The 25,923-nt window shown below is 57.3% G+C and carries 19 protein-coding genes; 15 read left to right on the forward strand and 4 right to left on the reverse strand.

The genetic code is table 11. From position 1 onward, the window contains the following. Positions 1–117: 117 nt before the first annotated feature. The 3 genes from ggt to Pan181_RS18115 all read right to left on the reverse strand — a co-directional run bounded on the left by ggt (position 118) and on the right by Pan181_RS18115 (position 5,682). Positions 118–1,704 carry a gamma-glutamyltransferase gene (gene ggt / locus Pan181_RS18105; protein ID WP_197528481.1) on the reverse strand — a complete coding sequence of 529 codons (1,587 nt, stop codon included), beginning with the start codon at positions 1,702–1,704 and terminating at the stop codon, positions 118–120. A 169-nt stretch (positions 1,705–1,873) separates the two neighbouring features. Next, positions 1,874–4,174 (reverse strand): exo-beta-N-acetylmuramidase NamZ domain-containing protein, encoded by a 2,301-nt coding sequence (locus tag Pan181_RS26640; RefSeq protein WP_231943631.1) that lies wholly within the window; start codon positions 4,172–4,174, stop codon positions 1,874–1,876. A 50-nt stretch (positions 4,175–4,224) separates the two neighbouring features. Then, positions 4,225–5,682, reverse strand: a complete 1,458-nt coding sequence (locus Pan181_RS18115; RefSeq protein ID WP_145248821.1) for a sodium:solute symporter family transporter — start codon at positions 5,680–5,682, stop codon at positions 4,225–4,227. A gap of 272 nt (positions 5,683–5,954) precedes the next feature. On the opposite strand from Pan181_RS18115, the gene murQ reads away from it, so the two are divergent. Together murQ and Pan181_RS18125 are read left to right on the forward strand one after the other, a co-directional pair. Beyond that, a complete protein-coding gene (murQ, locus tag Pan181_RS18120) occupies positions 5,955–6,875 on the forward strand; it encodes an N-acetylmuramic acid 6-phosphate etherase (protein WP_145248823.1) in 921 nt (306 codons plus the stop codon). Positions 6,876–6,915: 40 nt separating this feature from the next. Continuing rightward, the gene (locus Pan181_RS18125) at positions 6,916–7,908 is read left to right on the forward strand and encodes an N-acetylglucosamine kinase (RefSeq protein ID WP_197528482.1); all 993 of its coding nucleotides are present in this window, start codon (positions 6,916–6,918) and stop codon (positions 7,906–7,908) included. 22 nt (positions 7,909–7,930) lie between these two features. Here Pan181_RS18125 and Pan181_RS18130 read toward each other — a convergent pair whose 3' ends face one another. Continuing rightward, positions 7,931–9,010 carry an anhydro-N-acetylmuramic acid kinase gene (locus tag Pan181_RS18130; protein ID WP_231943633.1) on the reverse strand — a complete coding sequence of 360 codons (1,080 nt, stop codon included), beginning with the start codon at positions 9,008–9,010 and terminating at the stop codon, positions 7,931–7,933. Between the two features lie 262 nt (positions 9,011–9,272). On the opposite strand from Pan181_RS18130, the gene Pan181_RS18135 reads away from it, so the two are divergent. The 13 genes from Pan181_RS18135 to Pan181_RS18195 all read left to right on the forward strand — a co-directional run bounded on the left by Pan181_RS18135 (position 9,273) and on the right by Pan181_RS18195 (position 25,921). Next, positions 9,273–10,457 (forward strand): AraC family transcriptional regulator, encoded by a 1,185-nt coding sequence (locus Pan181_RS18135; protein WP_231943877.1) that lies wholly within the window; start codon positions 9,273–9,275, stop codon positions 10,455–10,457. 1,066 nt (positions 10,458–11,523) lie between these two features. After that, on the forward strand, positions 11,524–13,032 hold the full coding sequence (locus Pan181_RS18140) for a glycoside hydrolase family 10 protein (RefSeq protein WP_197528483.1): 1,509 nt from the start codon (positions 11,524–11,526) through the stop codon (positions 13,030–13,032). Between the two features lie 85 nt (positions 13,033–13,117). Beyond that, positions 13,118–14,425 (forward strand): MFS transporter, encoded by a 1,308-nt coding sequence (locus Pan181_RS18145; protein ID WP_145252307.1) that lies wholly within the window; start codon positions 13,118–13,120, stop codon positions 14,423–14,425. Between the two features lie 13 nt (positions 14,426–14,438). Continuing rightward, the gene (locus tag Pan181_RS18150) at positions 14,439–15,347 is read left to right on the forward strand and encodes a GNAT family N-acetyltransferase (protein ID WP_145248831.1); all 909 of its coding nucleotides are present in this window, start codon (positions 14,439–14,441) and stop codon (positions 15,345–15,347) included. Between the two features lie 8 nt (positions 15,348–15,355). Further along, the gene (locus tag Pan181_RS18155; protein ID WP_197528485.1) at positions 15,356–16,933 is read left to right on the forward strand and encodes a glycoside hydrolase family 3 protein; all 1,578 of its coding nucleotides are present in this window, start codon (positions 15,356–15,358) and stop codon (positions 16,931–16,933) included. Between the two features lie 153 nt (positions 16,934–17,086). After that, positions 17,087–18,148, forward strand: coding sequence for a DUF1611 domain-containing protein (locus tag Pan181_RS18160; RefSeq protein ID WP_145248835.1), 1,062 nt, complete (start codon positions 17,087–17,089; stop codon positions 18,146–18,148). Positions 18,149–18,177: 29 nt separating this feature from the next. Beyond that, positions 18,178–19,206 carry a dipeptide epimerase gene (locus Pan181_RS18165; protein ID WP_145248837.1) on the forward strand — a complete coding sequence of 343 codons (1,029 nt, stop codon included), beginning with the start codon at positions 18,178–18,180 and terminating at the stop codon, positions 19,204–19,206. 33 nt (positions 19,207–19,239) lie between these two features. After that, on the forward strand, positions 19,240–21,336 hold the full coding sequence (locus Pan181_RS18170) for a serine hydrolase (protein WP_145248839.1): 2,097 nt from the start codon (positions 19,240–19,242) through the stop codon (positions 21,334–21,336). A 7-nt stretch (positions 21,337–21,343) separates the two neighbouring features. Further along, a complete protein-coding gene (locus Pan181_RS18175; protein ID WP_197528486.1) occupies positions 21,344–22,624 on the forward strand; it encodes a dipeptidase in 1,281 nt (426 codons plus the stop codon). A gap of 29 nt (positions 22,625–22,653) precedes the next feature. Continuing rightward, entirely contained in the window at positions 22,654–23,610 is a 957-nt protein-coding gene (locus Pan181_RS18180) for a M14 family zinc carboxypeptidase (RefSeq protein WP_145248843.1), read from the forward strand. Positions 23,611–23,625: 15 nt separating this feature from the next. Next, the gene (locus Pan181_RS18185; protein ID WP_145248845.1) at positions 23,626–24,402 is read left to right on the forward strand and encodes a nucleoside recognition domain-containing protein; all 777 of its coding nucleotides are present in this window, start codon (positions 23,626–23,628) and stop codon (positions 24,400–24,402) included. 14 nt (positions 24,403–24,416) lie between these two features. Beyond that, a complete protein-coding gene (locus tag Pan181_RS18190; RefSeq protein ID WP_145248846.1) occupies positions 24,417–24,965 on the forward strand; it encodes a spore maturation protein in 549 nt (182 codons plus the stop codon). Positions 24,966–24,988: 23 nt separating this feature from the next. After that, a complete protein-coding gene (locus Pan181_RS18195; RefSeq protein ID WP_197528487.1) occupies positions 24,989–25,921 on the forward strand; it encodes a S66 peptidase family protein in 933 nt (310 codons plus the stop codon). Positions 25,922–25,923 lie beyond the last annotated feature (2 nt).

Below are 25,923 nucleotides of genomic sequence, written 5' to 3' on the forward strand. Positions count from 1 at the left end.
CATTGATTGGCAAATGGTCGTGAACAGCAATTGGGTTCGCCGCATTGCTTCCGCTATCAGGTTATGGGGACTCAGTGAATGGAACCGCATTCTCGCCGCCTCTATCGCTGTTGCTCGTTACTTGCCCGCTGCCTTTCCAGGCACGCGTGGATCAGCAACTGCTGTAAGTTGTCCTCGACCGTTCTTGATAATGGCCTGACTAACTCCCCCGCTGGGAAGTGTCCGGATTTCGTGACCACGGTTGGCAAGTTCCTCTACCAATTCACGTGGCATCGAGTCTTCCACTCCCAATTGGTTGGGACGCCATTGGTGGTGGTATCGAGGTTCGCTGAGTATTTCCTCGGCCGGGTACTGAAAATCGACAAAACGAATGATCCCCAAAACCACTTGGGTAATGATCTTCGGACCACCGGCCGCGCCGATCGTCATCACGGGCTCGTCTTTTTGGTTTAGCAGAATAGTCGGACTCATACTAGAAAGTGGTCGCTTGCCGGGTGCGATTGCGTTATTTTCTGAGCCAAGCAAGCCAAACGCGTTGGGCTCGCCTGGATGAATGGAAAAGTCATCCATCTCGTTATTCAGCACCACACCGGTACCGGGAATTACCACGCCAGAGCCGAACGACGTGTTCACGGTTGCGGTAATTGCGACCCAGTTTCCGTCGCTATCGGCCGCGGTGATATGAGTCGTGTGCCTGCCGAACAAATCCTGCCGCCACTGAGGGGGTGTGCCATGGCTCGGTACGGCTACCGCCTTGTCGAGATCAATCGTTTCACTCAATTCGCTGGCGTATTGCTTGTCGATCAGGCCTTTGGGTACGTTCACGTGGTCGGCATCACCGAGCCAATACGCGCGATCGGCAAACGCCCGGGAGAAGACCTCGGATACCAGATGAATCTTCTCGACTTCCGAACGTGCTTCAATTGCCTTCAGGTCGTACTCCTCCAGCATATTTAGCGACTGAGCAACATGCACTCCACCGCTGCTCGGCGGCGGAAAACCGACGACCTTGTAGTCGCGATAGGTCGACATGACTGGCGGGCGACTCACCGCTTCGTAGCTGGCGAAGTCGGCCGCGGAGAGCATTCCACCGTTAGCGGCCATCCACTTTTCGACTTGTTCGGCATACTCTCCCTTGTAGAACCACTCGATTCCATGGTCGGCCACCGACTGCATGGTGTGAGCCAACTGGGGCTGCTTGAAGTGATCGCCGGTAGTAACGACTCGGCCGTTTGGCTTGAAGTAGACTTGCCGAGTGCCTTCGAATAACTTGAGCTTGGCTTCTTTGGCTCGCAGCACTTCTCCCAGATGTTCGTCGATCACAAAGCCATCGGTGGCCGCAGCAATGCCTGGCTCGAGCAATCGCGACAGGGGCTTTGTGCCATGTAGCGAGCGGGCCTTGTCGTAGGCCGCCAGCGCGCCGGGCACGCCTGCTGCGAGCGGGCCTGTTTGACTCGCCTCGCCATTTGGGACTCCGTCGACCATGAACATATCGGCCGAGGCCTTGCCGGGCGCGCGTTCGCGACCGTCGATCGCGACAAGCTTGCCATCGGCTGTGCGAATGAGGATTAAGCACCCGCCGCCGATGCCCGAGTTGTGACCATCGACCACGGCAAGTGTTAACGCGGCGGAAATCGCCGCATCGATGGCATTGCCACCTTCCTCGAACACCTCGGTCGCAGCATCGGTCGCGATGGGGTTCACCGTCGCAACCACGTATTTCGACCCCGTAAAGGTGTCGGCAAGTGCCTTGTCTGCTGCAATCCACGATCCGCCTAAAATCGCGATTGCAAATACCAATGAAGTTGAGTTAGTCATCCAAGCTAAGAATCGAGTTTTCAAGTGCGAAAAAATCACGGTTCGACCTTGCGATTCAATAGGCGAGAAATTGTGAACGTCGTTTTTGGAACTCGGCCAAATCGGCCTCATAAATACCCTTGAGCTCTTGTGGACCTGCGCCGCCGACGAGTGCATCGAGCACCGCCCGATTGGAGAGCAGACGATTGAATCGCTTGGATTCCCAATCTTCCGAGTATAATTCAACAAGGCTCGATCCAATGGCCCAAGCCAGATCGACAGGGCGAAATTCGTCCCAATCGGTGATGACGAAGTTCACCCCGCCGCAGCTTTCTCCCTCGAACTTACTGGCCGTGGGAGTGAATTGCACCGGTAGTACCCGCACTCCGGCGAGTTGGTAAGCGTTGATTTTCTCGGCCAACTGATTGCCGTCGATCCAGGGAGCACCGAGCACTTCGAACGGCGTGTCAGTGCCTCGGCCAACTGAAACATTCGTGGTTTCGAACAGCCCTACTCCGGGATACAGCACTGCTTCGGTGAGCGAACGCATGTTTGGCGAGGTATCGATCCACGGCAAACCGGTCGAGTATTGATAGTCCTCGCGGTGCCAGCCTTCGGTCTTTACGACGATGAGTTCTACGTCGATCGATTTTTCCGATTTTATCATTTGTGCCAGTTCGCCGAGGGTCATCCCGTGACGCACGGGAATGGGATGAAACCCGACGAACGATTCGCTGCCAGAGTCGAGCACTGGCCCTTCGACCAACTTGCCTCCAATGGGATTCGGGCGATCAAGCACGACTAACGTCTTGCCTTGTTCGGCTGCGGCCTCCATGGCCAGCCCCATGGTGGAGAGATAGGTGTAGAACCGGCAACCGATGTCCTGAATGTCGAACACGATGACATCGACTCCATCGAGCTGCTCCTTGGTCGGCTTTCGGGTTTCACCATATAAGCTGTAAACCGGCAACTTGGTCGCCTCGTGGGTGGTGTCGCCGATGTTGGCGTGATCTTCGACTCCCTTCAATCCATGCTCTGGGCTGAAGAGGGCGACCAGATTCACCTCGGGCGCTTCGGCCAGAATCTCGATGGTCGACTTCCGCTGCGAATCACAACTCGTGTGATTTGCGATCAATCCCACGCGTTTTCCTTCGAGCACGTCGAAATGGTTAGCGGCCAAGACCTCGATCCCGAGTTTTACCGGCCCCTGGGCCACTTTGCCCTCCGAAGACTCGGCCGGTGCTTCTGGGGTGGAGTTGAGGCAGGCCGAAGCGGCAATCGTTCCGATGCGTCCAGCCAGGTCGTTCACCTCGCCCTTGCCGTTGGGATGCACCCGGTTGGAAAGGAAGATGACGAACAAATCGAGTTCGGGGTCGATCCACATCGAGGTGCCAGTGAATCCGCCGTGGCCGAACGCTTTGGGGCTCATGGTTTCGCCACGATTGCGAGAGTAGACGCTGCCCATGTCCCACCCCAAGCCACGTTTGTTGCCAGCAATTTCGCGAGGGGTAGTCCACTCCCGTAAGGTCTGTGGCAACACGACACTCACGTTGTTACGTTGGCCGTTGTTAAGCAACGTTTGGGCGTAGATGGCCAAGTCGTCGGCCGTGCTGAACAGCCCTGCATGGCCAGCGACTCCGCCGAGCTTGCGAGCCCGCGGATCGTGCACCACACCTTGCAACCAGGTGCCATCGACTTGCTCGGTGATGGCCGCCCGCTGGCAGAGCTGCTCGTTCGGATTGAACATGGTTTCTTGCATGCCGAGCGGCAGAAACACTTGCTCTCGCGAGTACTCGTCGAGCGGCTGGCCCGACGCCTTCTGGACAATTGCTCCTAGCATCAGGAACCCAAGATCAGAGTACTTGAAGACTTCGCCCGGTTCGGCGACTGGCTCCATCTCACAGATCTTGAGCATCGACTCCATGGTGTCGTCGGTGAACTTGTCGGTAGCAATCACCGGCGCCAGCCCACCAGCATGGATCAGCAATTGCTCGACCGTGATGTCATCCTTCCCGTGGGCTGCGAATTCGGGAAAGTACTTGGTGACCTTGTCACGAAGTCGCACATCGCCGCGCTCTACTAATCGCATGATGCTAGTGCTGGTCGCAATTGGTTTGGTGAGCGACGCCATATCGAACACGGTGTCGAGCGTCATCGGCTCGACTTCAGGCTGCAGGCTGCGGTTACCGTACGCCTGCTTGTGAACGATGCTGCCATGGCGGCCGACCACCACCACACAACCTGGCATCTTCTTCGCTTCTAGCTGCTCGGCGACGGCGCGATCGATGTCGGCCGAAAAGCCTGGTCGCATGGCCACGGCCGAAGCAGCCGCTTGCGGCAGCGGTTCGGCGCTGGCTTGGGAGCTTACGAGTAACAAGGCAGCAACTGCTGCCGCCCAATGTAGCGGGCGTCGTCTATATGATTGGTTCATGATTGAACTGTCTCCGAAGATGAAGGCGAAAGCTTGATTAAAAGCACGCCCGTTAGCAGAGTGGTTCCACTGCCAATGACAGGAAACCAGAATCCGTTTACTCCATTAAACAGGGCTGTTCCGGTCACACAGCCCCCTACGGCCAGCGCTGCGATGGCTTGCCAACTCTTGGCCGTACCCATCGAAAGCCCCAAGAAATAAAGGCCTAAAAGCAATCCGGCCGAGAATCCGGCGATCGCCAACACTTGGTCGACAATCGCCATGTCGGTTACCCAAGAGTAAGCCAGCAGGGCCACTCCCGCTTGAGCGATCGTGAAGAACAGAGTCGTCACGCGAGCCGCCATGAGCCCTGCTGAGTCGGACATTCCGCGAGTCCAAGGCGCGGCTAGATCGTCGAGCAGAGAGCTGGCCGACGAGTTCACCGAACTCGAAAGAGTCGACATGGCAGCCGCAAACACCGCGGCCAGGATCACTCCACGCACACCGATGCCGACGTCGTTCACTACGAAGTTGGCAAGTGCCTGGTCGCCGGCAAGATTTAATCGCGCGGAATCGAAGTGCGAGAAGTAACAGGCCAGCCCGATACCGACGCAAAGGAACACCGCAAACTGTACCATCACCAAGGGACCACTGAGCGCTAGCGCCCAGCCAGCGGAGCGTTTATTTTTGGCGCAAAGATATCGCTGCACGATCAATTGGTCCGCCCCATGCGTAGCCAAGGTCAGAAAGGCTCCGCCGAACAACCCCGACCAGAACGTAATATGGCTAGCATTCGGATCGAACGAAAAATCGAGCAGCCGAGAGCGGCCCGTCTCGTTGGCGAATTGGACGATCTCCGATAGACCGCCAGGAACTCGATTTACAATCATTCCGAGCACAATCAGTGCTCCGATCGTATAAACCACAAACTGCAGGCAATCGTTCCAGACCACGCTCTTCACCCCGCCGAACAAGGCGTAGCAGCCGGTGACCACCGCGATGACAGCAACACATACTTCTGCTGGCCAGCCGATGGTCTGCTGCAACGCCAAAGCGGTGAGGAACAGTCGCAGTCCATCACCAGCGGTGCGGGCGAGCAGAAAAATCGCCGAGGCTGCCTGACGGGTGCGGACACCAAAGCGTTGTTCAAAAATCGCGTAGGCGGTGACCGGTCGTCCTGCAAAATGCAGAGGTAATAGGATGGCCACCACGATTAAACGGCCGACGATGTAGCCAACCGCCAACTGGAGGTAAAACAGGTTTCCCCCCGTTACAAACGACTTTCCCGGAATACTCAGGAAAGTCACGGTGCTGGTTTCGGTTGCAACGATCGAGAGCAGCAAGGCAAACGCGGGTAACTCGCGTCCCCCGAGAAAGAAGTCGGTTTGCGAGGTTTGCCCTCGCCCGAGCCAAATCCCTAACCCCGTAGTCGAGAGCAGATAGAGAGCGATAACCCAGTAATCAATGGCATGCATGCGGCAAACAGCCCAGGAGATGGCAGTCGAGACTTTGGGTTAACATTCCTCGCAGTGTCGCCGGAACTCACTGCACCAAGGGACTCGCCCTATCCCTTTGGCTGAGTCCCACTTAGGACCAACATAAAAGGGTGCCAGAGCCGGGTCCATAGTTGAGCAAGCGCAAACGTATATCTGTTTTGCGCATTGGCAGTGAACGCTCTCGATTATTTGTTTACACTGAGACACGTTCGACAGTTTTTACAATCTTCCAGGCGGAGAAATCGTTTGGCATGCTGGATCATCTAACAACCGAGGCACGAAATCCTGCATCTGAGATGCTCGATTCTCTCTCGCCCCTAGAGATTGTGCAGCTCATTAGTTCCGAGGATGCCAAGGTTGCATCGGCGGTCGCAGAGCAAGCTACGTCTATTGCTAAGGCGATCGAAATGGTCACCCCCCGTTTAGCAAACGGCGGGCGGTTGATCTATTTCGGCGCTGGCACCTCCGGCCGCTTGGGCGTGTTGGATGCTGCAGAGTGCCCACCGACGTTCAATGCCGATCCGTCGCAAGTGATCGGTCTCATCGCTGGCGGTAAGCAAGCCATCACCACTGCGGTGGAAGGTGCCGAAGACAACCCCGCGCTGGGAGCCAAGGACCTGGAGAATCTGAACCTGTCGAGCAACGATGCGGTAATCGGAATCGCTACCAGCGGACGCACTCCTTACGTTTTAGGCGGTTTGGAGTACGCCCAAACCGTTGGTGCTTACTGCATCGGCCTGGCGTGCAACCGCGATGCGGAACTCACCACGCGATGCGACTTGAACATCATTCCGGTGGTCGGCCCCGAGATCATTAGCGGCTCTACCCGCATGAAGGCTGGCACCGCGACGAAGATGGTGCTCAACATGATCAGCACTGGAGTGATGATCCGACTCGGTAAGACCTACGGGAACCTGATGGTCGACCTGCGAGCCACCAACTCAAAGCTACTGGCCCGCGCGAAACGAATCGTCGCGACTTCGACCAATCTATCGGAGTCAGAAGCTGGTAAACTACTCGACGAGTGCAACGGCGAGGTGAAGACCGCCATCCTGGCCTCGTTGGCCAACCACTCTCCCGAAAAGGCGAGAGAACTGCTGGCTGCCAACGACGGACACCTGCAACACGCGATTAGCACCGCTTCGTCGACCAATGGTGTCGCTGTAAAGTAGGGCGAGCAACCACAACGCTTTCTGCATGGATTCTGCGAGTTTGAAAAACCCAACCGACGACACCTCTCGTGATTCGGAGAGCAGCCTCTGCTTGGTGGTAGATGGAGGGGGCACGAAGACCAATTGCCAGATGCTTCGGCAACAGGGAGCGGAGTTCAAGGTGCTGGGAGTCGGCAGCACGACCGGATGCAATCCCGCCGAGTTAGGTATCGAAGCCGCGGGTCGGGCCATTCTGGCTGCGATTCGCCAGGCGACTGCCGAGGCAGGCATTAGCGATCTCTCAGCAATCGATCGAGCCGCCCTGGCTGTGGCCGGTACCCTGGACGACACCATCCGCAGTCAACTGGAAACGCAACTGGCCGCGCTCTTTCCGGCGAAGGCCTGCCGCGTGTTTCCCGATGTACTGCCTTACGCCCTTCACGGGCCAGATGTGGAGCAATCGGTTGCGGTCGTCGCCGGCACAGGCTCGGTAGCGATCGCTCGCCAGTCGCTTAACACCTACTCCCTGGTGGGGGGCTGGGGCTACCTGCTGGGTGATGAAGGCAGTGGCTACGCCATTGGGCGCGAAGCCTTGCGTCTGGCTCTCATGCAACTGGAGACGGGCGTGCCGATCTCGCCGCTCACCGATCGAGTGCTGGGGATGGTGCAGGCCAAATGTGCGGCCGACATCAAACGTTACGTCTACGGTGGCGAACCTCCCCGACGATCGATTGCCGCCGTGGCGCGTACGGTCATCGAGTTACAGGCGGCCGGAAGCCCCGAGTGCGATCACCTTCTCGACCGGGCTGCGACGTCGCTGGCCAGCCTGGCTCGGCGGGCGGCGTCGATGGTGGATACTCCTTGGGAGACGATCAGCATCTCCGGAACCGGCGGCATCCTCACCGCAGGCGAGGTGGTCTGGGGCAAGTTCGAAAAAGCCCTTCAAGTGCTAGGGCATCACGGTCCCGTCGAACAACTCGACTGCAGCATGACCGCTTGTCGCCAACTACTTGATCGCCAAGTATTTGCCGCCCCATTCAGTATTCAAAGTTAGCAAGGCATCGCCATTGCTTCGCTTAGCAAGCTAAGAGCCCACCCAACGCAGGTTGCTTGCAACCGGTTGTCTCGGGAATCGAAAGCGGCAGCTTCCTCAGATGGCGAATCGCCAACCAGGCAAAGCACTCGGCCTCCAGCGTATCAGGGTTGAAGCCCTGCTCATCGACCGACTTGACTACTTTGAAGTACTCGGTGAACTGCTCCATCATCACGGGGTGATGAACACCGCCGCCGGTGACCCACACCTGCGTGGGGGGAGCTGGCATCAGAGCAACAGCCTTGGCAATGGCCTGCACGGTCACCGCACACAGCGTAGCTGCTCCATCCTCGACGCTCAGCCCCGAAACGTCGACATGATCAAAGTCGAAACGGTCGGCCGACTTCGGCAGTGGCTTCTGGAAGAACTCCGTCGAAAGTGCTTCGTCGACGAGTGACTGATGCACCTGGCCTTGCTTGGCCAGTTCGCCATCCTTGTCGTGTGGCAGCCCAGCCATTTCCTGCACCCATTCGTCGAGCAGACCACAGCCAGGACCGGTATCGCCAGCGATGATTTCGTTGTTCGGGCCGAGCCAGGTGATGTTTGCCACCCCACCTAAGTTGAGCACCAAAGCCGGCAAATCGCCTTTGGCAAACAAGGCTTGGTGGAACATGCTCACTAACGGAGCCCCCTGACCGCCGAGCGCCATGTCGTGACGACGGAAGTCGAAGACCACAGGATAGCCGGTCATCTCTTTCAACAACCAGGGATTCCCGATTTGAAGAGTGATGTCTTCGCGTGGGATATGCCGCACGGTATGGCCGTGAAAACCAATGACATCCACATCAACGGCGGTTTCCCCCAGGTGGTCGACAAGGTCTTTCACTGCCTGAGCGTGATGCAGGGTCACTTCCTTTTCAACGCGCAACAGTTCATCGGTCGGCACGTTATGATGCGAGGCTTCCAGCAAGCGACTGCGAAGATCTTGCGAGTATGGCAAGGTAAGGCCGCCGTAAAATTCGACCTTATCTTCCCCGTCGGAAACAATCAGTGCGGCATCCACACCGTCGGCCGAAGTGCCGCTCATCAGTCCAATTGATTTGTAAGTCTTCTTGTTTGCCACTTTGATTGCTAATCAGTTCAGGGGGATCGAAATTGCCCAAGGGATGATACCAATCAGGCGAAAAATGCACATCTCGGGGCGATAAATATTACCAGACCCAATCGCCAGAGATGAAAAAAATCTCGTTTTAGCGCATACTGCTGGAGATTTCCAGAGTAAGATAAACTACTGGATCACACGGGATGCTCCCGAATGGGGCCTGCCGCCGGCCTACCAAACGGTGGTTGATGCATTACCTTCCATTATAGACGACTGCCGAGTGATGAAGAAACTGGGCAACGAGACCTCCAAACTTACTTTTCGGCAAATAGCGATCCTCATCGAGACGGAGTCGACGTGGGGCCGTAAGGTGATTCGTGGAATCGCTAACTATGTCGAGAAAGGGATGCCTTGGCATCTGCTGATCGATCCGCGCGACCACGAGCATCGCTCCGCGCTTCCCGACGGTTGGCGCGGCGATGGTGTGATTGCCCGCATCGCCAATCGCATTCAATGCAGCCAACTGCTGGCCACTGGTCTTCCGATTGTGGACGTCGACGACGTGTTTACCGACGCCCCTGGTGTTGCGCGAGTCAATACCGACGAGGTGGCCTTGGCCGCACTTGCCTTGGAACATCTCACTTCGCGTGGGTTCACCGACTTCGCTTACTTTGCTCCTCCGAGTCATCGATATAGCACCGCCCGCGGTGATGCGTTTGCCGAAGCGGTGAAAGAAGCTGGCTACGAGTGCCACCACTACCGCCCTGGCTACCGCGCGGGCCGAAAGATTAGCTGGGACGAACAACAACGGCGCGTAAATCGCTGGCTCACCTCGCTTCCGCGCCCCGTAGCGGTGTTTGCGGTGGATGCGTATCACGCGCATCAACTTGCGGAGATCTGCCACTTCTCCGAAATCCGCATCCCCGACGAAATCGCCATTCTGGCAGGCGATACCGACGACCTGCTTTGCGATGTATCGAGCCCTCCCCTCTCCTCGGTGTCGATGGCGAGCGAGCGGATCGGCTACGAAGCGGCCGAGCTGCTTCATCAGATGCTAGAGGGCGAAGCGAATCCCAAAGAATCGCGTTTGGTACGACCGCATGGGGTGACAAGCCGCCATTCGACCGATGTGTTGTCGATCGACGACCCCTTAGTGGTGCAGGCGCTTCGTTACATTCAACAACACGCCCATCACGGCATCGGGGTGCAGGACATCCTGCGCGAAGTCCCCATTTCGCGTCGCAGCCTTGAAATCCAATTGCGGTCTTACCTCGGTCGTTCGCCGGCTGAAGAGATACGCCGAGTCCGCTTGGAACGTGGACGCGAACTTCTGGGCAAACGCGAGATGTCGATTACCGAAATCGCACTCGCTTCGGGCTTCTCGGATGCCACACGATTTGGCATCGCGTTCCGCAAGCAATTTGGTTCGACCCCGCGTAGCTTCCGCAAAACGCTGTTTGCAGAATAACGCGAGCGCTTCCGCCAAGACGCTTCCTTGTGCATGCCACCGTTGCAGGAACTTCGCGCGATCATTCGGCTGCCGGCTGGCGGGCGAAACCATTTCTTGGATGCCCCATTTTTCGCTGGAAATTGGCCACCCGTAGTGTTCTAATGGACAGGTAGTGTTGGCTATCGGCTTTCAGCTATTGGCTGTTGGCTGTTGGCTTTTTGGTGAAAAGGAGGTGATTGAGAGATTTAAAGCTTGCTGTGAACTCGAACGTTTAACGACGCGCAGGCGAATGTTCGGTTGCGTGGGGGTTCGCTGCTGCGCGCGTTGGTAAAGCGGTGGTGGGGCTGCGTCGCTGGAAGCTCCTGGCCCCACCCTGCAGCCTCCTCCAACGTCCAACGTCCAGCCAAAATAGTTTCCCACCCGTGGGAATCTATTTTGGGCACATTTCGTGGAGGTGTTGATGCAACTCACGACTGGTAAACGACTTGCGATAAGTGCTCAGCGGGAAAATAGATTCCCACTCGATGCGTTTTGGGAAGTGGGAATCTATTCGAGCGCGAAAACCACTGGTTTTATAGAGCGGGCGAAGATTCAATTTTCCCATCGGTGGGTAAATTGGGAATCTATTCCTCCGCTGTGGGAATCTATTCTGCCAAGGCGAGGAGCTTGGCTGCAGAATTGGACACCGACTGGTGAGCAACTGGCCCCAATGAATACCCATCGCCGACTGGTGATCTGCCGACTGTTGCGATGCCTAGCCGACGGGGCAACAAAGGCTCTACGGACTACTCGACTGGCTTAGTCGAATGGGGCTACTCGAATGAGGTGATGCGCTGGCCATAAAAAAACGCCACTCCGCCGCGATCGGCGGAGTGGCGTGCTGCCCAAACGGAGATGGATTACTCCTCTCCGATTTCCAATCTTAGTCACTCCGCTAGAACTAACAAACGCTTACGCGCAATAGTCTCTCGATTTCACGCAGAGATACCAATTCGGGCGTGCAAGCATAAAGGGGTAGTCGCTATGCTTGAAACACGGCCATTTTGCCGACTGATTCGCATCCCCCCAATGAATAGCCCCTGCCGTGAAATCACGCCTTGCCATCCTGCTGCTGGTCCTCTGCTCAATTCCTGGCCTGTGCCTGGCGGGTTCGCCGCCGCCGGTCGCCCGCGAGTTTCGGGCAGCCTGGATCGCGACCGTGGCCAACATCGACTGGCCCAGCAAACCTGGCTTGTCGCCCGAGACTCAACGCAAGGAACTCATCGAACTGCTCGACCTCGCCCGCGATCTGAAGATGAACGCGGTAGTGTTCCAGGTACGCCCAGCCTGCGACGCCTTGTACGAGTCGCAACTCGAACCGTGGTCGGAATTCCTGACCGGCACCGCAGGCACCGCCCCCGAGGATGGATACGATCCGCTGGAGTTTGCAGTAACCGAAGCCCACGCGCGGGGACTCGAACTGCACGCCTGGTTCAACCCGTTCCGAGCTTCGCATCCCTCCGGCTCCAGCAAACTCGCGGCCGACCATATCAGCAAAACACAACCTGACATCGTCAAACAGTACGGCAAGTACCTGTGGCTCGATCCAGGCGAACCAGCGGCGATCGATCATAGCTGCAAAGTGGTGCTCGACGTGGTTCAGCGATACGACATCGATGCCGTGCACTTCGACGACTACTTTTATCCTTACCCCATTACCGATGACGAAGGCAAAGAGATCTCATTCCCCGACGAAGAGAGTTGGGCGAAGTATCAAACGAGCACTCCCGCACGCAAACAACTCACCCGCGACGACTGGCGTCGGCAAAATGTGAATCACTTGCTGGAGCGACTCGCGAAAGAAATCAAAGCGGCCAAACCATGGGTTCGATTCGGCATTAGCCCCTTCGGCATCTATCGCCCAGGGCAGCCAGAATCGATTCGAGGTTTCGACGCTTACGACAAGCTGTACGCGGATTCGCAGAAGTGGCTCGTCGACGGCACGGTCGACTACATGAGTCCTCAACTTTACTGGCCAATCGAGCAGAAGGCTCAGAGCTTCCCCGTACTGCTCGAGTGGTGGCAGCAACAGAATCCCCACGAGCGACACATCTGGCCCGGCTTGTTCACGTCCAAAGTGCTCGCCAACGGAGAGGGCTGGCCGACGAGTGAAATCGAGCAGCAAATCGAACTCGTCCGCAAGCAAAGCACCGCTGCGGGTCACATCCATTTCAGCATCAAAGCGATCAAGGAGAATCGCAGCGGATTGAAAGATCTTCTCGCGAGCCAAGTTTACACCGAACCATGCATTCCGCCCGCAACCACTTGGTGCGATGCACCCGACTCCGCAGTGAACAAGCCGCACGTAGTCGTCAAAAACCAAACGGAGGGTACGAGCCTGACCATGAGCGTCGACCAGGGGAATGTTCCTTGGCTATGGCTCGTGCAGGTCGAGACCGATGGCACATGGATCACGAAAGTCGTTCCCGGCTCCGCAGCAACTTGTGTGCTGGAACAGGAATTAACTTCCGCGAATTCAATCGTCGTCTCCCCAGTCGACCGGCTCAATCGCATTGGCAAGCCCGTTCCCAAATCCGCCATCGAATACCGATAGAAAACTCGTGACTGACAGTAATCCCACCGACGGTTCACAAGCTTCCGTTAACCAAGAAGCCAGCAACCCGTACGAATCTTCCGCGGTGTCCGCTACTTCGCCAGAACCGAACAGCACTCCGGTTGCAGAGAGTTCTGCTGGTGCGTGGTCATGGGTACCTAGCTTGTACTTTGCCGAAGCGGTTCCCTTCGAATTGGTGATGACCGTCTCCCTGGTGTTTTACAAAGGGATGGAGGTCTCCAACACAGCGATCGCAGCTTACACGAGCCTGCTCTACTTGCCGTGGATGATTAAGCCGATCTGGAGTCCTTTGGTCGATGTGCTGTGGACCAAGCGAAGCTGGATTGTTGCCATGCAACTTACCATCACGCTTGGCATGGCCGGCATCGCCATGTGCTGCGGTAGTACGTCGTTCTTCATGCTGACGCTCGCTTGTTTCTGGGTCCTGGCCTTTGCTTCGGCGACGCACGATATTGCTGCTGATGGATTCTACATGATCGGCATGAGCGCCCATCAGCAGGCGATCTTCGTCGGCATTCGTAGCACGTTCTACCGATTGGGCATCATTGCCAGTCGCGGATTGCTGGTGATGCTGGCTGGCAAGCTGATCGAAACCTCGATGCCGACGAGCGACGCCTGGTCGCGGACGTTCTATCTAGCCGCTGGAGCGTTCCTGATAGTCGCCGCCTACCATGCGATCATGCTCCCGCGACGCGAAAAAGCATCGTCCGACGAGTCGGCAGAGCCGATCCTCCATCAACTGGTACACACCATCGATACGTTCGTCAGTAAACCTGGCGTCTTGATTGGCATTTGCTACATCTTGCTCTACCGTTTTGCGGAAGCACAACTTGCCAAAGTGGCTCCCCTGTTCATGCTCGATGATAGGGCATCGGGGGGGCTGGGGCTCACGGAAACCGATACCGGATTCATCTATGGCACTGCAGGCGTATTGATGCTGGTAATCGGTGGCATCCTCGGAGGTCTCGTGGTTGCCAAGCAAGGTCTCGGCAAGTGGCTCTTACTGATGGCCGTGGCGATCAATCTGCCGAACCTTGTCTACATCGCTCTGGCTTATTGGCTACCCACCAACATCTGGGTGGTAACCGGCGCGGTCGCCATCGAGCAATTTGGCTACGGCTTTGGCTTCGCCGGATACATGCTTTACATGCTCTATCTGGCGAAAGGGGCTCACCAAACCTCTCACTTCGCGCTGTGCACCGGCATCATGGCAACCGGCATGATGCTGCCCGGCATGATCTCTGGCGCGATCCAAGAGTGGATTGGCTACCAGTGGTTCTTCGTGTGGGTCATGGTGGCCACGGTGCCGAGTTTCCTGGTGACCATGTTGGTTCCCATCGATCCGAACTTCGGCAAAGCCAGTGCAGAGTAGAGGTTGTCCCCCAATGCGAACGATACAACCACTTCGCAAGGAGGATGCTCCCGCGCTGCTGAGCTTGTGGAACTCGGTAGCCGAATACGACCGGCTTACCCTGCCGTTGCTGAATGAAAAGATCTGGGGCGACGTCGATTTCGACGCCCAACTCTCCCTCGCCATGTTCGAGGGGGAGCAACTCGCTGGCTTTGCCACTGCTGTTTGCCGACAGACCCCTCAGCAAACCACTGGCATCATTAAATTGCTCGCAGTCGATGCCGACTTCCAACGCGATGGTGTTGCCAGCGAGCTTTGCCAGGCACTGGAAGAACGCTGCCAAGCGCAAGGTGCCATCGAAATGCGGGTCGGGGAGTCGGCTCCTAACTACCTGACTCCGGGAGTCGACACACGCTACAAGGCTGCTGCGGAGCTGTTCCATGCTCGACAATACGTCGTAAAAGGTCAGGCCTGCAACATGCAGGTCGATCTTGCGGAGTGGTCGCACCGCAACCTGCCGAGCCAAGTCCAAGTAAACAATACCGACAGCATTACCTATGCGAGGGCGACTCCCGCCGATGAGCCGGCCATTCGTGACTTCCTCGAACAACATTGGCCAAGCTGGTGGGGGGAGGTTTCCGTCGCGCTGAGCAACACTCCCTCGACCCTGCACCTTGCGATGGATGGAGATCGCGTGATCGGGTTTGCTGCCCACAATGCGAATAACCGCGGAACCGGTTGGTTTGGTCCAATGGGCACCTGCCCACAGTACCGAGGTCGTGGCATCGGTGCTAAGTTACTCGCTATCTGCCTGGACGACATGTACCAGGCGGGTTATCCGACGGCGACGATTCCGTGGGTTGGCCCTGTGGAGTTTTATCGCCAGCAATGCGGAGCGGTGGTCTCCCGCGAATTTGTTCGTTTTTCCAAAACACTCGTTTGAAATTGAAGATGCCTAACAAGTCGATTGAAATGCCAACCTCGCTCGAAGAGAAAATCGGGCAATTAATCAATGTTCGCATCGGGTCGAACCTACCACCGGTTCGTACAGTGGATGCGGACGCCGAGCGCATTGCTCAGCTCATCAAGAGCTGCCCCATCGGCGGCCTGACACTCTTCAACGGAGTCTGGCCGACGACCCGCGACGTGCTTGAGCATCTCCAATCGCTCGCGACAACACCGCTGCTTGTGGGTTCCGACATCGAGCGCGGATGCGGACAACAAGTGCATGGCGTGAGCGTGCTCCCGCACGCAGGCGCGTTTGGAGCTGCAAGTAGCGTGGCGGAGGAGACCAATCCTTCGCTAGCTTACGAATTCGGTAAGGCGACGGCCATCGAAGCTCGACTGGCTGGTATTCAAATCGCCTTTGGTCCGGTAGCCGACACAAACACGAATCCCCGAAACCCGATTATCGCCACGCGGGCTTTTGGAACGGATCCTGGGCGAGTCTCGCGTCTAGTTGCCGACTATGTGCGAGGTTGCGAGTCGCAACAGGTCGCTACGAGCGCTAAGCACTTCCCTGGCCATGGCGATACCGAACAAGACTCGCATGATTCGCTGCCACAGTTAGGCCGCGATCAGGCGTCGATTCGCTCGACGGAGTTGCCCCCCTTCGTGGCGGCGATTGATGCAGGTTGTTCGATCGTGATGACCGCTCATGTCGCGTATCCCGCGTTTGATCCGAGTGGTCTGCCGGCCACGCTTTCCGCGCCGATCCTCAAAGGGCTCTTGCGCGAGTCGCTTGGCTTCGAAGGAATCATCTGTAGCGATAGCCTGCTAATGTCCGGAGTCCGCGATCGCTTCGATCACGAAGGCGAACTCTGTCTGGCCGCGCTGAACGCAGGCATCGATTGGCTGCTAGATGTTGCGGACCCCATCGGCGTGATCGACTACTTAGTGAAATGCGTTCGCGACGGGCTACTCGATGAATCGACCGTCGACGAGTCGGCTTCCCGAATCATCGCACTCAAGCAACGTGTTTGCCAGCCGCTTCCCCCGCAAAGCGATTTCGAAATCCAACGAGAATCGATCCTTCAACTTGGCCAACGAGTGGCGACTCAAGCGATCGATTCCTTTCAGTCGAGTCCTACTGTTACACTAGACCGCACGAAACCAACCACCTGCTTGCTGGCCAAACCATTTGTCACCTCGATCGATCCACCGGAACAGCCGTTGGGCAAAATCGTCCGGCAACAGTTCGATCAAGCGGAGTACTTCGAGCTAACGCCCGAAGTCGATAGTTCGACCATCGAAGCCGCCCGGCAATCGGCCACTTCGAGCGAGCAGGTGATACTGGCGATGATCGTCAAACCGGCCGCCTGGCATAAATTTGGCCTGCTCGACGATCAACTGGCTCTGTTCCAAGAACTCGCGAAACTGCCGAACACCGTAGTCGTGTCGCTCGGCGTCCCCGGTATCCTCGATAAGTTTTCCGAATCCGCCCCGCGGTTTTGTGCGTTCAGCGACGTGCCGGTTTCGCAAGCGGCCATCATCCAGCGGCTGCTAGGCATATCATGCCGCCCCGCGTGACAACCGAACTTGCAGTCGCTACCCTGATGATTGCGCGATAAGGATAAAATGTTGCGCAGCTTTCGCTTCAACTCGCCCGCATCGGCCTTTACCATCAACTTGCTAGGCGCTCGGTACGGGCTCAGTCCCCCACAATAAGAAGAAGTGTAATCCATGGAAGCTCGGCGAATCGTCATCCTGACCGAAGGCCATTCGAATCCCATCACGGCCAAGACGGCAGTTAGCGTGTTGCGTTACCGCCCCGAGGAGGTTGTCGCCCTGCTCGACTCGACCCAAGCGGGAAAGACGTCTGGCGAAGTGCTGGGCTTTGGTGGCGACACCCCCATCGTTGCGAGTCTAGACGACGCGGATGCCCCTAACACACTGCTCATCGGAATTGCTCCGATGGGTGGTAAGCTGCCGGCCGCATGGCGCGATATCATCCTCGACGCTCTTGGTCGCGGCATGTCGGTCGTCTCTGGCTTGCACGACTTCCTTTCCAACGATCAGGGATTAGTCGATCGCGCTGCCGAGAGTGGTGGCACGATCTTCGACGTGCGTAAGAACAACGAGCGCGATGTTTCGCATCGTCAAGGCTTGCGCGAAGACTGCCTGCGCATCCACACGGTGGGACACGACTGCTCCATCGGCAAGATGGTCGCCTCGATTGAAGTCGCCCGCGAACTGGAGCGGATGGGGCACGACGCCAAGTTTGTCGCGACTGGCCAGACTGGCATCATGATCGAAGGCGACGGCTGCCCGGTCGACTGCGTGGTCAGCGACTTCTTGAACGGAGCGGTAGAGAAACTCATTCTCGCGAATCAACATCACGACATCTTGTTGTTCGAGGGACAGGGTTCGTTGGCGCATCCTCGCTACTCGGCTGTTACCGCGGGCCTGCTGCATGGGTGCTTGCCACACGGTTTGATCATGGTCTACGAAGCAGGTCGCGAAACGATTAATGGCATGCCGCATGTGCCGCTTACTCCGCTACCGAAGTTGGTCGAGGTGTACGAAACATTGGCTTCGATTCATATGCCCACCAAATTGATCGGCGTTGCCGTGAACAGTCGCTTGCTAAGTCCCGAAGAGGCCGACGCAGAATGCCAGCGCGTCAGTGGTGAACTCGGCGTGGTCGCCTGCGATGTGTTCCGCCACGGCGCGGCGCCGCTCGCCAACGCGGTGCTCGAATTGCAGAAAGAGCTGATTGGCAGCTCGGTCGCATCTTCCAACTAAACAGGCCTTAGCTACGAAAGCGCACACTCTTGGACCTTGCTTATCGAGTTTACGAACTTCCCTTACGCCATACGTTTACTATTGCGCGGGGATCGACGAACGTCCAACCCACCTTCATCGTGCAACTGCACGAATCGGGGGAATACGGCTACGGCGAAGCGACCACCAACTCGTACTACAATGCTTCGGCCGAGCAGATGGCCAGCGCTGTGGAACGCGTCCGCCCGCTGCTAGCCAGTAGTTCGGCACGTGATCCCGAACCCCTGCTGGCCGAACTAGCGTCTCAGTTGCCCGAGGACTCGTTCGCCTTGTCGGCCCTCGACCAGGCGCTGCACGACCTGTGGGGCAAACTGCTTGGCAAGCCGGTGTACGAACTCTGGGGGCTCGATCTGTCGACCGCTCCTCCGTCGGACTACACCATCGGCATCGATACGATCGACACGATGGTCGCCAAACTCGAAGAGATGCCAGGCTGGCCGGTTTACAAGATCAAGCTCGGCACCGACAACGACATCGAAATCGTTAAGGCACTTCGCGAGCATACGGATGCGACGCTTCGAGTCGACGCCAACTGCGGATGGACAGCCGAGCAAACCATCGAGTACTCGCCGATCTTGAAAGAGCTGGGGGTCGAATTCATCGAACAACCACTTCCAGCCGACGACCACGAAGGGGCGCGACTCGCCTACGAAGGGTCGGCGTTGCCTTTGATCGCGGATGAAAGCTGCGTGGTCGAGTCCGACGTCGAAAAGTGCGCCGGCAAGTTCCACGGCATCAACATCAAACTGGTGAAGTGCGGAGGCTTGGCTCCCGCTCGCCGCATGGTAGCAAAGGCTCGCGAATTAGGGCTGAAGCTCATGGCTGGCTGCATGACCGAATCGTCGGTCGGCATCTCGGCTCTGGCGCAACTGCTACCGATGCTTGACTACATCGACATGGATGGAGCGGTGCTTCTGGCGGAAGACATTGCCGAGGGAGTCAAAGTGGAAAAGGGAATCTGCCACTTCTCCGATCGCAATGGCACCGGTGCTCAACTGCTGACCGGACCGCTGACGTAATTCCACCAACCTACTCTCTACCAAGCCGAGACTATGCTGCATCCACGATACACCCAGCACCTGATGCTGGCGGCTGCCCTGCTGCTTACGACCTGCTTCAGCACTTCGACCAAGGCAGAATCGCCGGAAGCCTCCAGGGACCAGAAGCCTGTGCCGTCGGAACTGGAGAAGTTGGTTCTTCCGCTTATCGAGAACCACCGCGGTGAAGTCGGGGTGATGATTCGATTCCTCCCGACCGGCGAGACGTTCGCCTACCGGGCGGATCAGGCGATGCCAACCGCCAGCCTGATCAAGTTCCCCATCATGATGGCCACCTACAAGGCCATTCATGAAGGCAAACTGAAGCTGGAACAACCGATCACGCTCAAAGAAGACGACCAGGTTCCCGGCTCAGGGGTACTGACGACACACTTCTCGCCAGGGCTGCAGCTCTCGTTGCGAGATGCGATTCAGCTGATGATCGCCTTCTCCGATAACACTGCCACGAACTTGGTGATCGACCAGGTTGGCATCGAGGAGACAAACCGCTTGATGGAATCGTTGGGCTGCGACGAAACGCGGCTCAACTCCAAAGTTTACCGCCGCGATACCTCGGTGAACCCTGAGCGAAGCCAGAAGTATGGCCTCGGCAGCACCAGCTGTCGCGACATGATTCAGTTGGCCGAGTTGGTGAGCAACGACGAGTTCCTTGGCAAGGAAGACTGCGAACAAATCCTCAAGCATCTTTACGACTGCACCGCCAAGTCAGGGGTACCGCGACTCCTCCCCGAGAGTATTCGAATTGCCCACAAGACCGGCTCGGTCGGCGACTCGCGTACCGACGCGGGACTGATCGATACCCCCAAAGGCAAGATCGCCTTCTGTGTACTGACCACCAAGAACGACGACCACAGTTGGGACGATAGCAACGAGGCCGAACTGCTGGCCGCCGAAATTGGCTTGATCGCCTACAACTACTTTGCCGGCGATGCCGAAGCGGCCCCTCCGGCGATTGCTCGCACGCTGAAAATCGGCGCAGCCGGCGACCTGGTCGAAGGCCTGCAACGCACGCTGAACGTGCGGCTGAAGCCGTCGCCGAATATCTCGGTCGATGGCGACTTCGGCCCCAACACCGAGTCGGCAGTGATCGCCTTCCAGAAACAAGAGTCGCTGGAACCCAATGGAGTGGTTGATCGCCAGATGTGGAAAGCCCTCGGCCCACTCGTGGACGAATCGGAAGCCATCCCCACGGTTGCGGAAATCGCTGCGGTGAACGAAGAGAAACTACCCCGTGAACCACTCACCGGTCCACCGATCGTCACCTGCCCTGCCTGGTGCTTTGTCGACGTGAAAACTGGCACCATGCTCGCTGGCGACAACGAACATATGATTCGCGACCCAGCGAGTACTACGAAAATCATGACCGCTTACTTGGTGCTCAAGTACGCCGAAGACCATCCTGAAGCACTTGAGAGCACCATCACCTTCTCGCAACGCGCCGACGACACTTCGGGGTCGACCTCGGCCGTAAAGGCTGGCGAGCAGCTTACCGTTGGCGAATTGCTTTATGGATTACTGCTTCCCTCGGGCAACGACGCTTCGGTGGCCTTGGCCGAGAAGTTCGGTGAGTTGATTAACCCCGATGGCGAAGGGGATAGCTACGACCGCTTCATCGCGGCCATGAACGACACCGCCAAGGAGCTTGGCATGGTCGACACCGGCTATCGCAACTCTCACGGCCTGACCGCCCGCGGTCACGTGACCACGGTTGCCGACATGGCCATCCTCGGCCGCAAAGCATTGGAAAACGAGACCTTCCGCAAGATCGTGAGCACCCGACGATATCTCGTCGAGGTCGAATCGGTCGTTGGTTACAAACGACAGATCGTTTGGAAGAACACGAACCAACTGCTACAGCGAGAAGGTTACCTAGGTGTAAAAACGGGCACCACCGGCCCGGCTGGGGCTTGCTTGGTGGCTGCCGGCGAACGCGATGGTGTAGAAATCGTAGGCGTGGTACTTGGCTCAAGCTCCACCCCCGCTCGCTACGCCGATATGCGGAATCTGTTTCGCTACGTCTGGTCGAACGAACTACACCTAGGCAACAAGAGCGAAGTTTCCACCACAGGCGCACCTTCAGCCGACGAGTAGGATGATTATGCCGAAGCACAAATCCCCATCACCAACCACTCGTCTGTGGACGTGTGTGCTGGTCGCGGCCTGCTGCACGCTGGCTCCCTTCGCGTTAGCCGAAGACGAGCAAGACAGCACGCTCGACTATGGCAAGCCGATTGTCGTTTCCGAACGAGCAAAGAAACTACACGCAGAGTCGCTGCTCATCGACGGGCACAACGACATGCCGTGGGAGATTCGCGACAAAGCCAACGGCGACTTCGATCGGCTCGACATCTCCAAGTGGCAATCCACGCTTCAGACCGACATTCCTCGACTCCGCCAAGGTGGCGTCGGCGGTCAGTTTTGGTCGGTTTGGGTGCCTGCCGACTACGCGTATCGCAACATCGCCCGCGACGAGACCATTCGCCAAATCGAATTGGTTCGGGCGATGATTCGTCGATACCCCGAAGCGTTTGAGCTAGCGCTCACCTCCGAAGATATCACTCGCATTCACTCCGAAGGCAAGATCGCGTCGCTTATTGGTGTCGAAGGTGGCCACTGCATCGAGGGTTCGCTCACGAACCTCGAACACCTCTATAGCCTGGGCGCGAGGTACATGACGCTCACCCACAGCGACACGATTCCCTGGGCCGATTCCGCGACCGACGATCCAAAACATGGTGGACTCACTGATTTTGGCGTGCAAGTCATCGAGCGGATGAATGAAATCGGCATGATGGTCGACATCTCGCACGTGTCGCCCGAAACCATGCACGACGCCCTTGATGCCTCGAAGGCTCCGATCATCTTCTCCCATTCGTCGGCCAGAAGCGTAGCTGACTCGCCGCGCAACGTGCCCGACGAAGTACTGAAGCGGCTGAACACCAACGACGAAGATGGCGTGGTCATGGTCAACTTTTTCTCTGGCTTTCTCGTTCCGGAAGCCATTGAAAATTACAAGGAGCTGTTCGAGTTCCGCAAACGGGTAAACGCGGAGATGACCGAACAGGAAGCCAAGGCCGCAGTGCGACAATGGCGTAAAGAAAACCCGATGCCGCGCGGCACGATCCATCACCTGCTCGACCATATCGACCACATTGCCGAAGTTGCAGGCGCCGAACACATAGGAATTGGCTCTGACTACGATGGAGTCTCCACGCTCCCTGCCCAACTCGACGACGTGACTGCCTACCCTTATATCACTCAGGGTTTGATCGACCGGGGATATAGCGACGAAGAGATTCGCGGTATCCTCGGCGGAAACTTGCTGCGTGTCATGCGCAAAGCCGAGCAGGTTGCCGAGCAGTATAAGAGCGAACAGTAAACCACTCCTTTCCAACCAGATACCGATTGATGCGTGAATTCCCCTTCGAAGACCTGAGTCCAACCGATCGGCATTTGCTGGACCTCCACCACCGCTTTCGCATCTCGCCCGCGAATCCGGGAGAGTTGCGTCAAAAGGATGTCGCTACCTGGCTGAAGGGCTTCGAACAAACATCCGCATCGAATCGCGAGAAACATCCAGTCCAACTCCGCACAGTTGGCAAGTCGCACAATGGACAGGAAGTGTACCTGGCCACGATCGGCACTGGTCCGAACAAAGTATTCATGTGGTCGCAAATGCATGGCGACGAGCCTACGCACACGGCCGTGCTGCTCGACCTGCTCAACACGCTAGTGAGTGGGCAGGAGGAAGTGAACGGCGAGCTAAAGCTCCTGGAAACTTGCACACTGCATTTGATGCCGATGCTTAATCCGGATGGGGCCGACCTCAACACCCGTGAGAACGCCCAAGGCATCGACATCAATCGCGATGCGGTTGATCTGGCAACGCCAGAGGGACGAATCCTGCGGCAAGTAACTCTCGATTTAAAACCCAACTTTGGCTTCAACTTACATAACCAGCGGGCGAACAAGGTGGTAACCGGCACCGAACAGGTCGCGGCGATCAGCGTGCTTGCCCCGCCGATCAACGACGACGACACGGTAACTCCCAGTGTGAAGCTGGCACGTCAGCTCGCATTAGAGATGTTTGCTGTTGGCACGCGTCTGCTCAAAGGGCACGCCACCCGCTACGAAGCAGGATACATGCCGACCGCCTTTGGCGAGTGGGTGCAAAACCAGGGAGCTAGTACCGCGCTGCTGGAAGCGGGCGGCTGGCCCGACATCGACAGCCAGGCCAACGACCTGGTCGAGTTGCACTACGTTGCATTGATGACCGCATTGATTTCGATTTCGCAAAATCGCCTTCAGGAGATTGACGCCTCGCGGTACAAAGAATTGCCGCTGAACCAAGTACCCGAAGAGTAAGACCAAGAGTTTCGCATGCTTAACAAAGTCTGGTTTTGGCTAGCCGTTATCGGTATCACGTACGGATTCGCAAAAGGCCTTTACGAAGAAGTCGTCGATTCGCGACAGCCAGAAACCGCTGTGGTGAGCGAGTCGAAAGATCCCGCCTCGGCCGATACAACCTCATCGACCACCGAGGAACAAAGCGAAGACGAGGTGCGAGAACGGGGGCTTCTGGCCAGTGGTCAACGACTAACCGAATCGGCTTTGAATTCCGCTAAAACAGCCGTCACACTCTGCATTGGTTTGATCGGCATCATGGCTCTCTGGCTAGGCCTGTTGCAGATTGCCAACGACGCAGGTCTGATCGAGTCGCTCGCCCGCCTGCTCCGCCCCGCGATGCGATGGCTCTTTCCCGACATCCCTGATGGTCACCCAGCTCAAGGGGCCATCATCATGAACCTGTCGGCCAACATGCTGGGACTCGATAACGCAGCGACGCCGATGGGTCTCAAGGCCATGCAAGAAATGCAGGATCTCAATCCTGAGCCCGATACAGCAACCAACTCGATGGCCATGTTCCTGGCGATCAACACGAGCAACGTCACGCTTATTCCGTTCGCGATCATTGGTTACCGCGTGCTCTACAACAGCAGCGAACCAACGCAACCCATTGCGGGGACGCTGATGGTTACCTCGCTGGCTACTATCGTGGCGATCTTTGCTGCTCGCATGCTCTCCAAGCTTCCGATGTATCAAACATCTCCGGTAGCCGCTGCAGCAGAACCTACTTCCGAATCCACTGAAGAGTAACAGGAGAACGAATCATGTGGACGATGGAAGTGGTCAATCAATGGGCCATCCCCTTTTTAATCCTGGGCATCCTGCTGGCTGCTGCACGCCGTGGGGTACCGATGTACGAGTCGTTCGTCACCGGAGCCAAGGAAGGATTCAACGTCGCGGTCACCATCATCCCTTATCTTGTCGCCATGCTCTTTGTGATTGGGCTATTGGTCTCGAGCGGCTTTTTCGAAGACGTCAAGAACATCCTGGCTTATGGACTCACTGCAGTGGGCTTTGGTTCGCTTGCCGAATCGCTTGAGTTGTTACCGCTGGCATTTACCCGCCCGCTATCAGGCACCGGCGCCCGGTCGGTGTTGATTGAGATCTTCGAGGAGCACGGCCCGGATGGATTCCTGGGCAAAACGGCCTCGATCATGCAAGGCAGCACCGAAACCACGTTCTACATCCTCACCGTTTATTACGGCTCGGTTGGCATCAAGAAGATCCGCCACACGCTCCCCGCCTGCTTAATCGCTGACGTGGCCGCCATGATTGCCGCCCTTGCCTTAGGAATCGCACTCTACTCCAGCTGATGACCACACTTACTCCCCCACCCGTGCTATCTGCCGGTGACGCGATCAGCATTATCGCTCCCGCAGGCCCAATCAATCCGGACGCCCTGGAGCGTGCTGTGGCGATACTGCATGCACGCGGGCTGCGCACGAAAACATATCGCGACCTTACGAGTCGCTACAAATACCTGGCGGGCACTGATCGGGATCGCGCGGCCGAGTTCAACGCGGCCATCCACGATCCCGAGACCAAAGCCATTCTTCCTGTTCGTGGGGGATATGGCGTCGTTCGCATTCTCGAACATCTCGACCTCGGAGCATTGGCCAATACTCCCAAGCTGCTTTGTGGTTTTAGCGATATCACCGCTTTGCATACTTCGATCAACCGCCATGCAGGGGTTGCGACCATTCATGGGCCAAACCTTCAAGATGGAATCGGGCACGTCGACGGCCTCGATGAATGGGTGGCCAGCTACTACTGGAACGCCCTGATGGGCGAGCCCTGCACCACTCCACCGATGGCCGCCGAAATGCCACGGCCGCACTTCATGCACTCCGGTAGCGCATCTGGCCCCTTGGTCGGTGGCAACCTAGCAGTGTTCACCGGTTTGATCGGCACTCCGTATCTTCCCAACACTTCAGGAGCCATCTTGCTGCTAGAGGATGTTGGCGAGGAGGCGTATCGTATCGATCGGTTGCTGTCACAGTGTCGACTTGCTGGGCTCTTTTCCGAACTAGCCGGCGTGGTGCTTGGTCAATTCACCGCGAATCCAAACGAAGAACCGATCGACGACGAGAGACTGAGTGAACTGTTCGAAGAGTGCTTCGCCCCCCTCGGCATCCCAGTGCTGGCGAACTATCCGGTTGGCCATATTCGCTGCAATCTGCCAGTACCACTCGGCACACGTGTCGAACTCTCTGAAACCGCGGGGCTGATGATTCCCAATCGACCCGACGTGCCACTAGTAAGCAGCTAACC

The organism is Aeoliella mucimassa (genome assembly GCF_007748035.1).
Taxonomy (GTDB): Bacteria; Planctomycetota; Planctomycetia; order Pirellulales; family Lacipirellulaceae; genus Aeoliella; species Aeoliella mucimassa.

Bases quoted from the DNA above. Each gene is read 5' to 3' on its own strand.
- Pan181_RS18115 (WP_145248821.1), bottom strand. From the start codon at position 5,682: ATGCATGCCATTGATTACTGGGTTATCGCTCTCTATCTGCTCTCGACT.
- murQ (WP_145248823.1), top strand. From the start codon at position 5,955: ATGCTGGATCATCTAACAACCGAGGCACGAAATCCTGCATCTGAGATG.
- Pan181_RS18135 (WP_231943877.1), top strand. From the start codon at position 9,273: ATGAAGAAACTGGGCAACGAGACCTCCAAACTTACTTTTCGGCAAATA.
- Pan181_RS18150 (WP_145248831.1), top strand. From the start codon at position 14,439: ATGCGAACGATACAACCACTTCGCAAGGAGGATGCTCCCGCGCTGCTG.
- Pan181_RS18155 (WP_197528485.1), top strand. From the start codon at position 15,356: ATGCCTAACAAGTCGATTGAAATGCCAACCTCGCTCGAAGAGAAAATC.
- Pan181_RS18160 (WP_145248835.1), top strand. From the start codon at position 17,087: ATGGAAGCTCGGCGAATCGTCATCCTGACCGAAGGCCATTCGAATCCC.
- Pan181_RS18170 (WP_145248839.1), top strand. From the start codon at position 19,240: ATGCTGCATCCACGATACACCCAGCACCTGATGCTGGCGGCTGCCCTG.
- Pan181_RS18175 (WP_197528486.1), top strand. From the start codon at position 21,344: ATGCCGAAGCACAAATCCCCATCACCAACCACTCGTCTGTGGACGTGT.
- Pan181_RS18180 (WP_145248843.1), top strand. From the start codon at position 22,654: ATGCGTGAATTCCCCTTCGAAGACCTGAGTCCAACCGATCGGCATTTG.
- Pan181_RS18185 (WP_145248845.1), top strand. From the start codon at position 23,626: ATGCTTAACAAAGTCTGGTTTTGGCTAGCCGTTATCGGTATCACGTAC.
- Pan181_RS18190 (WP_145248846.1), top strand. From the start codon at position 24,417: ATGTGGACGATGGAAGTGGTCAATCAATGGGCCATCCCCTTTTTAATC.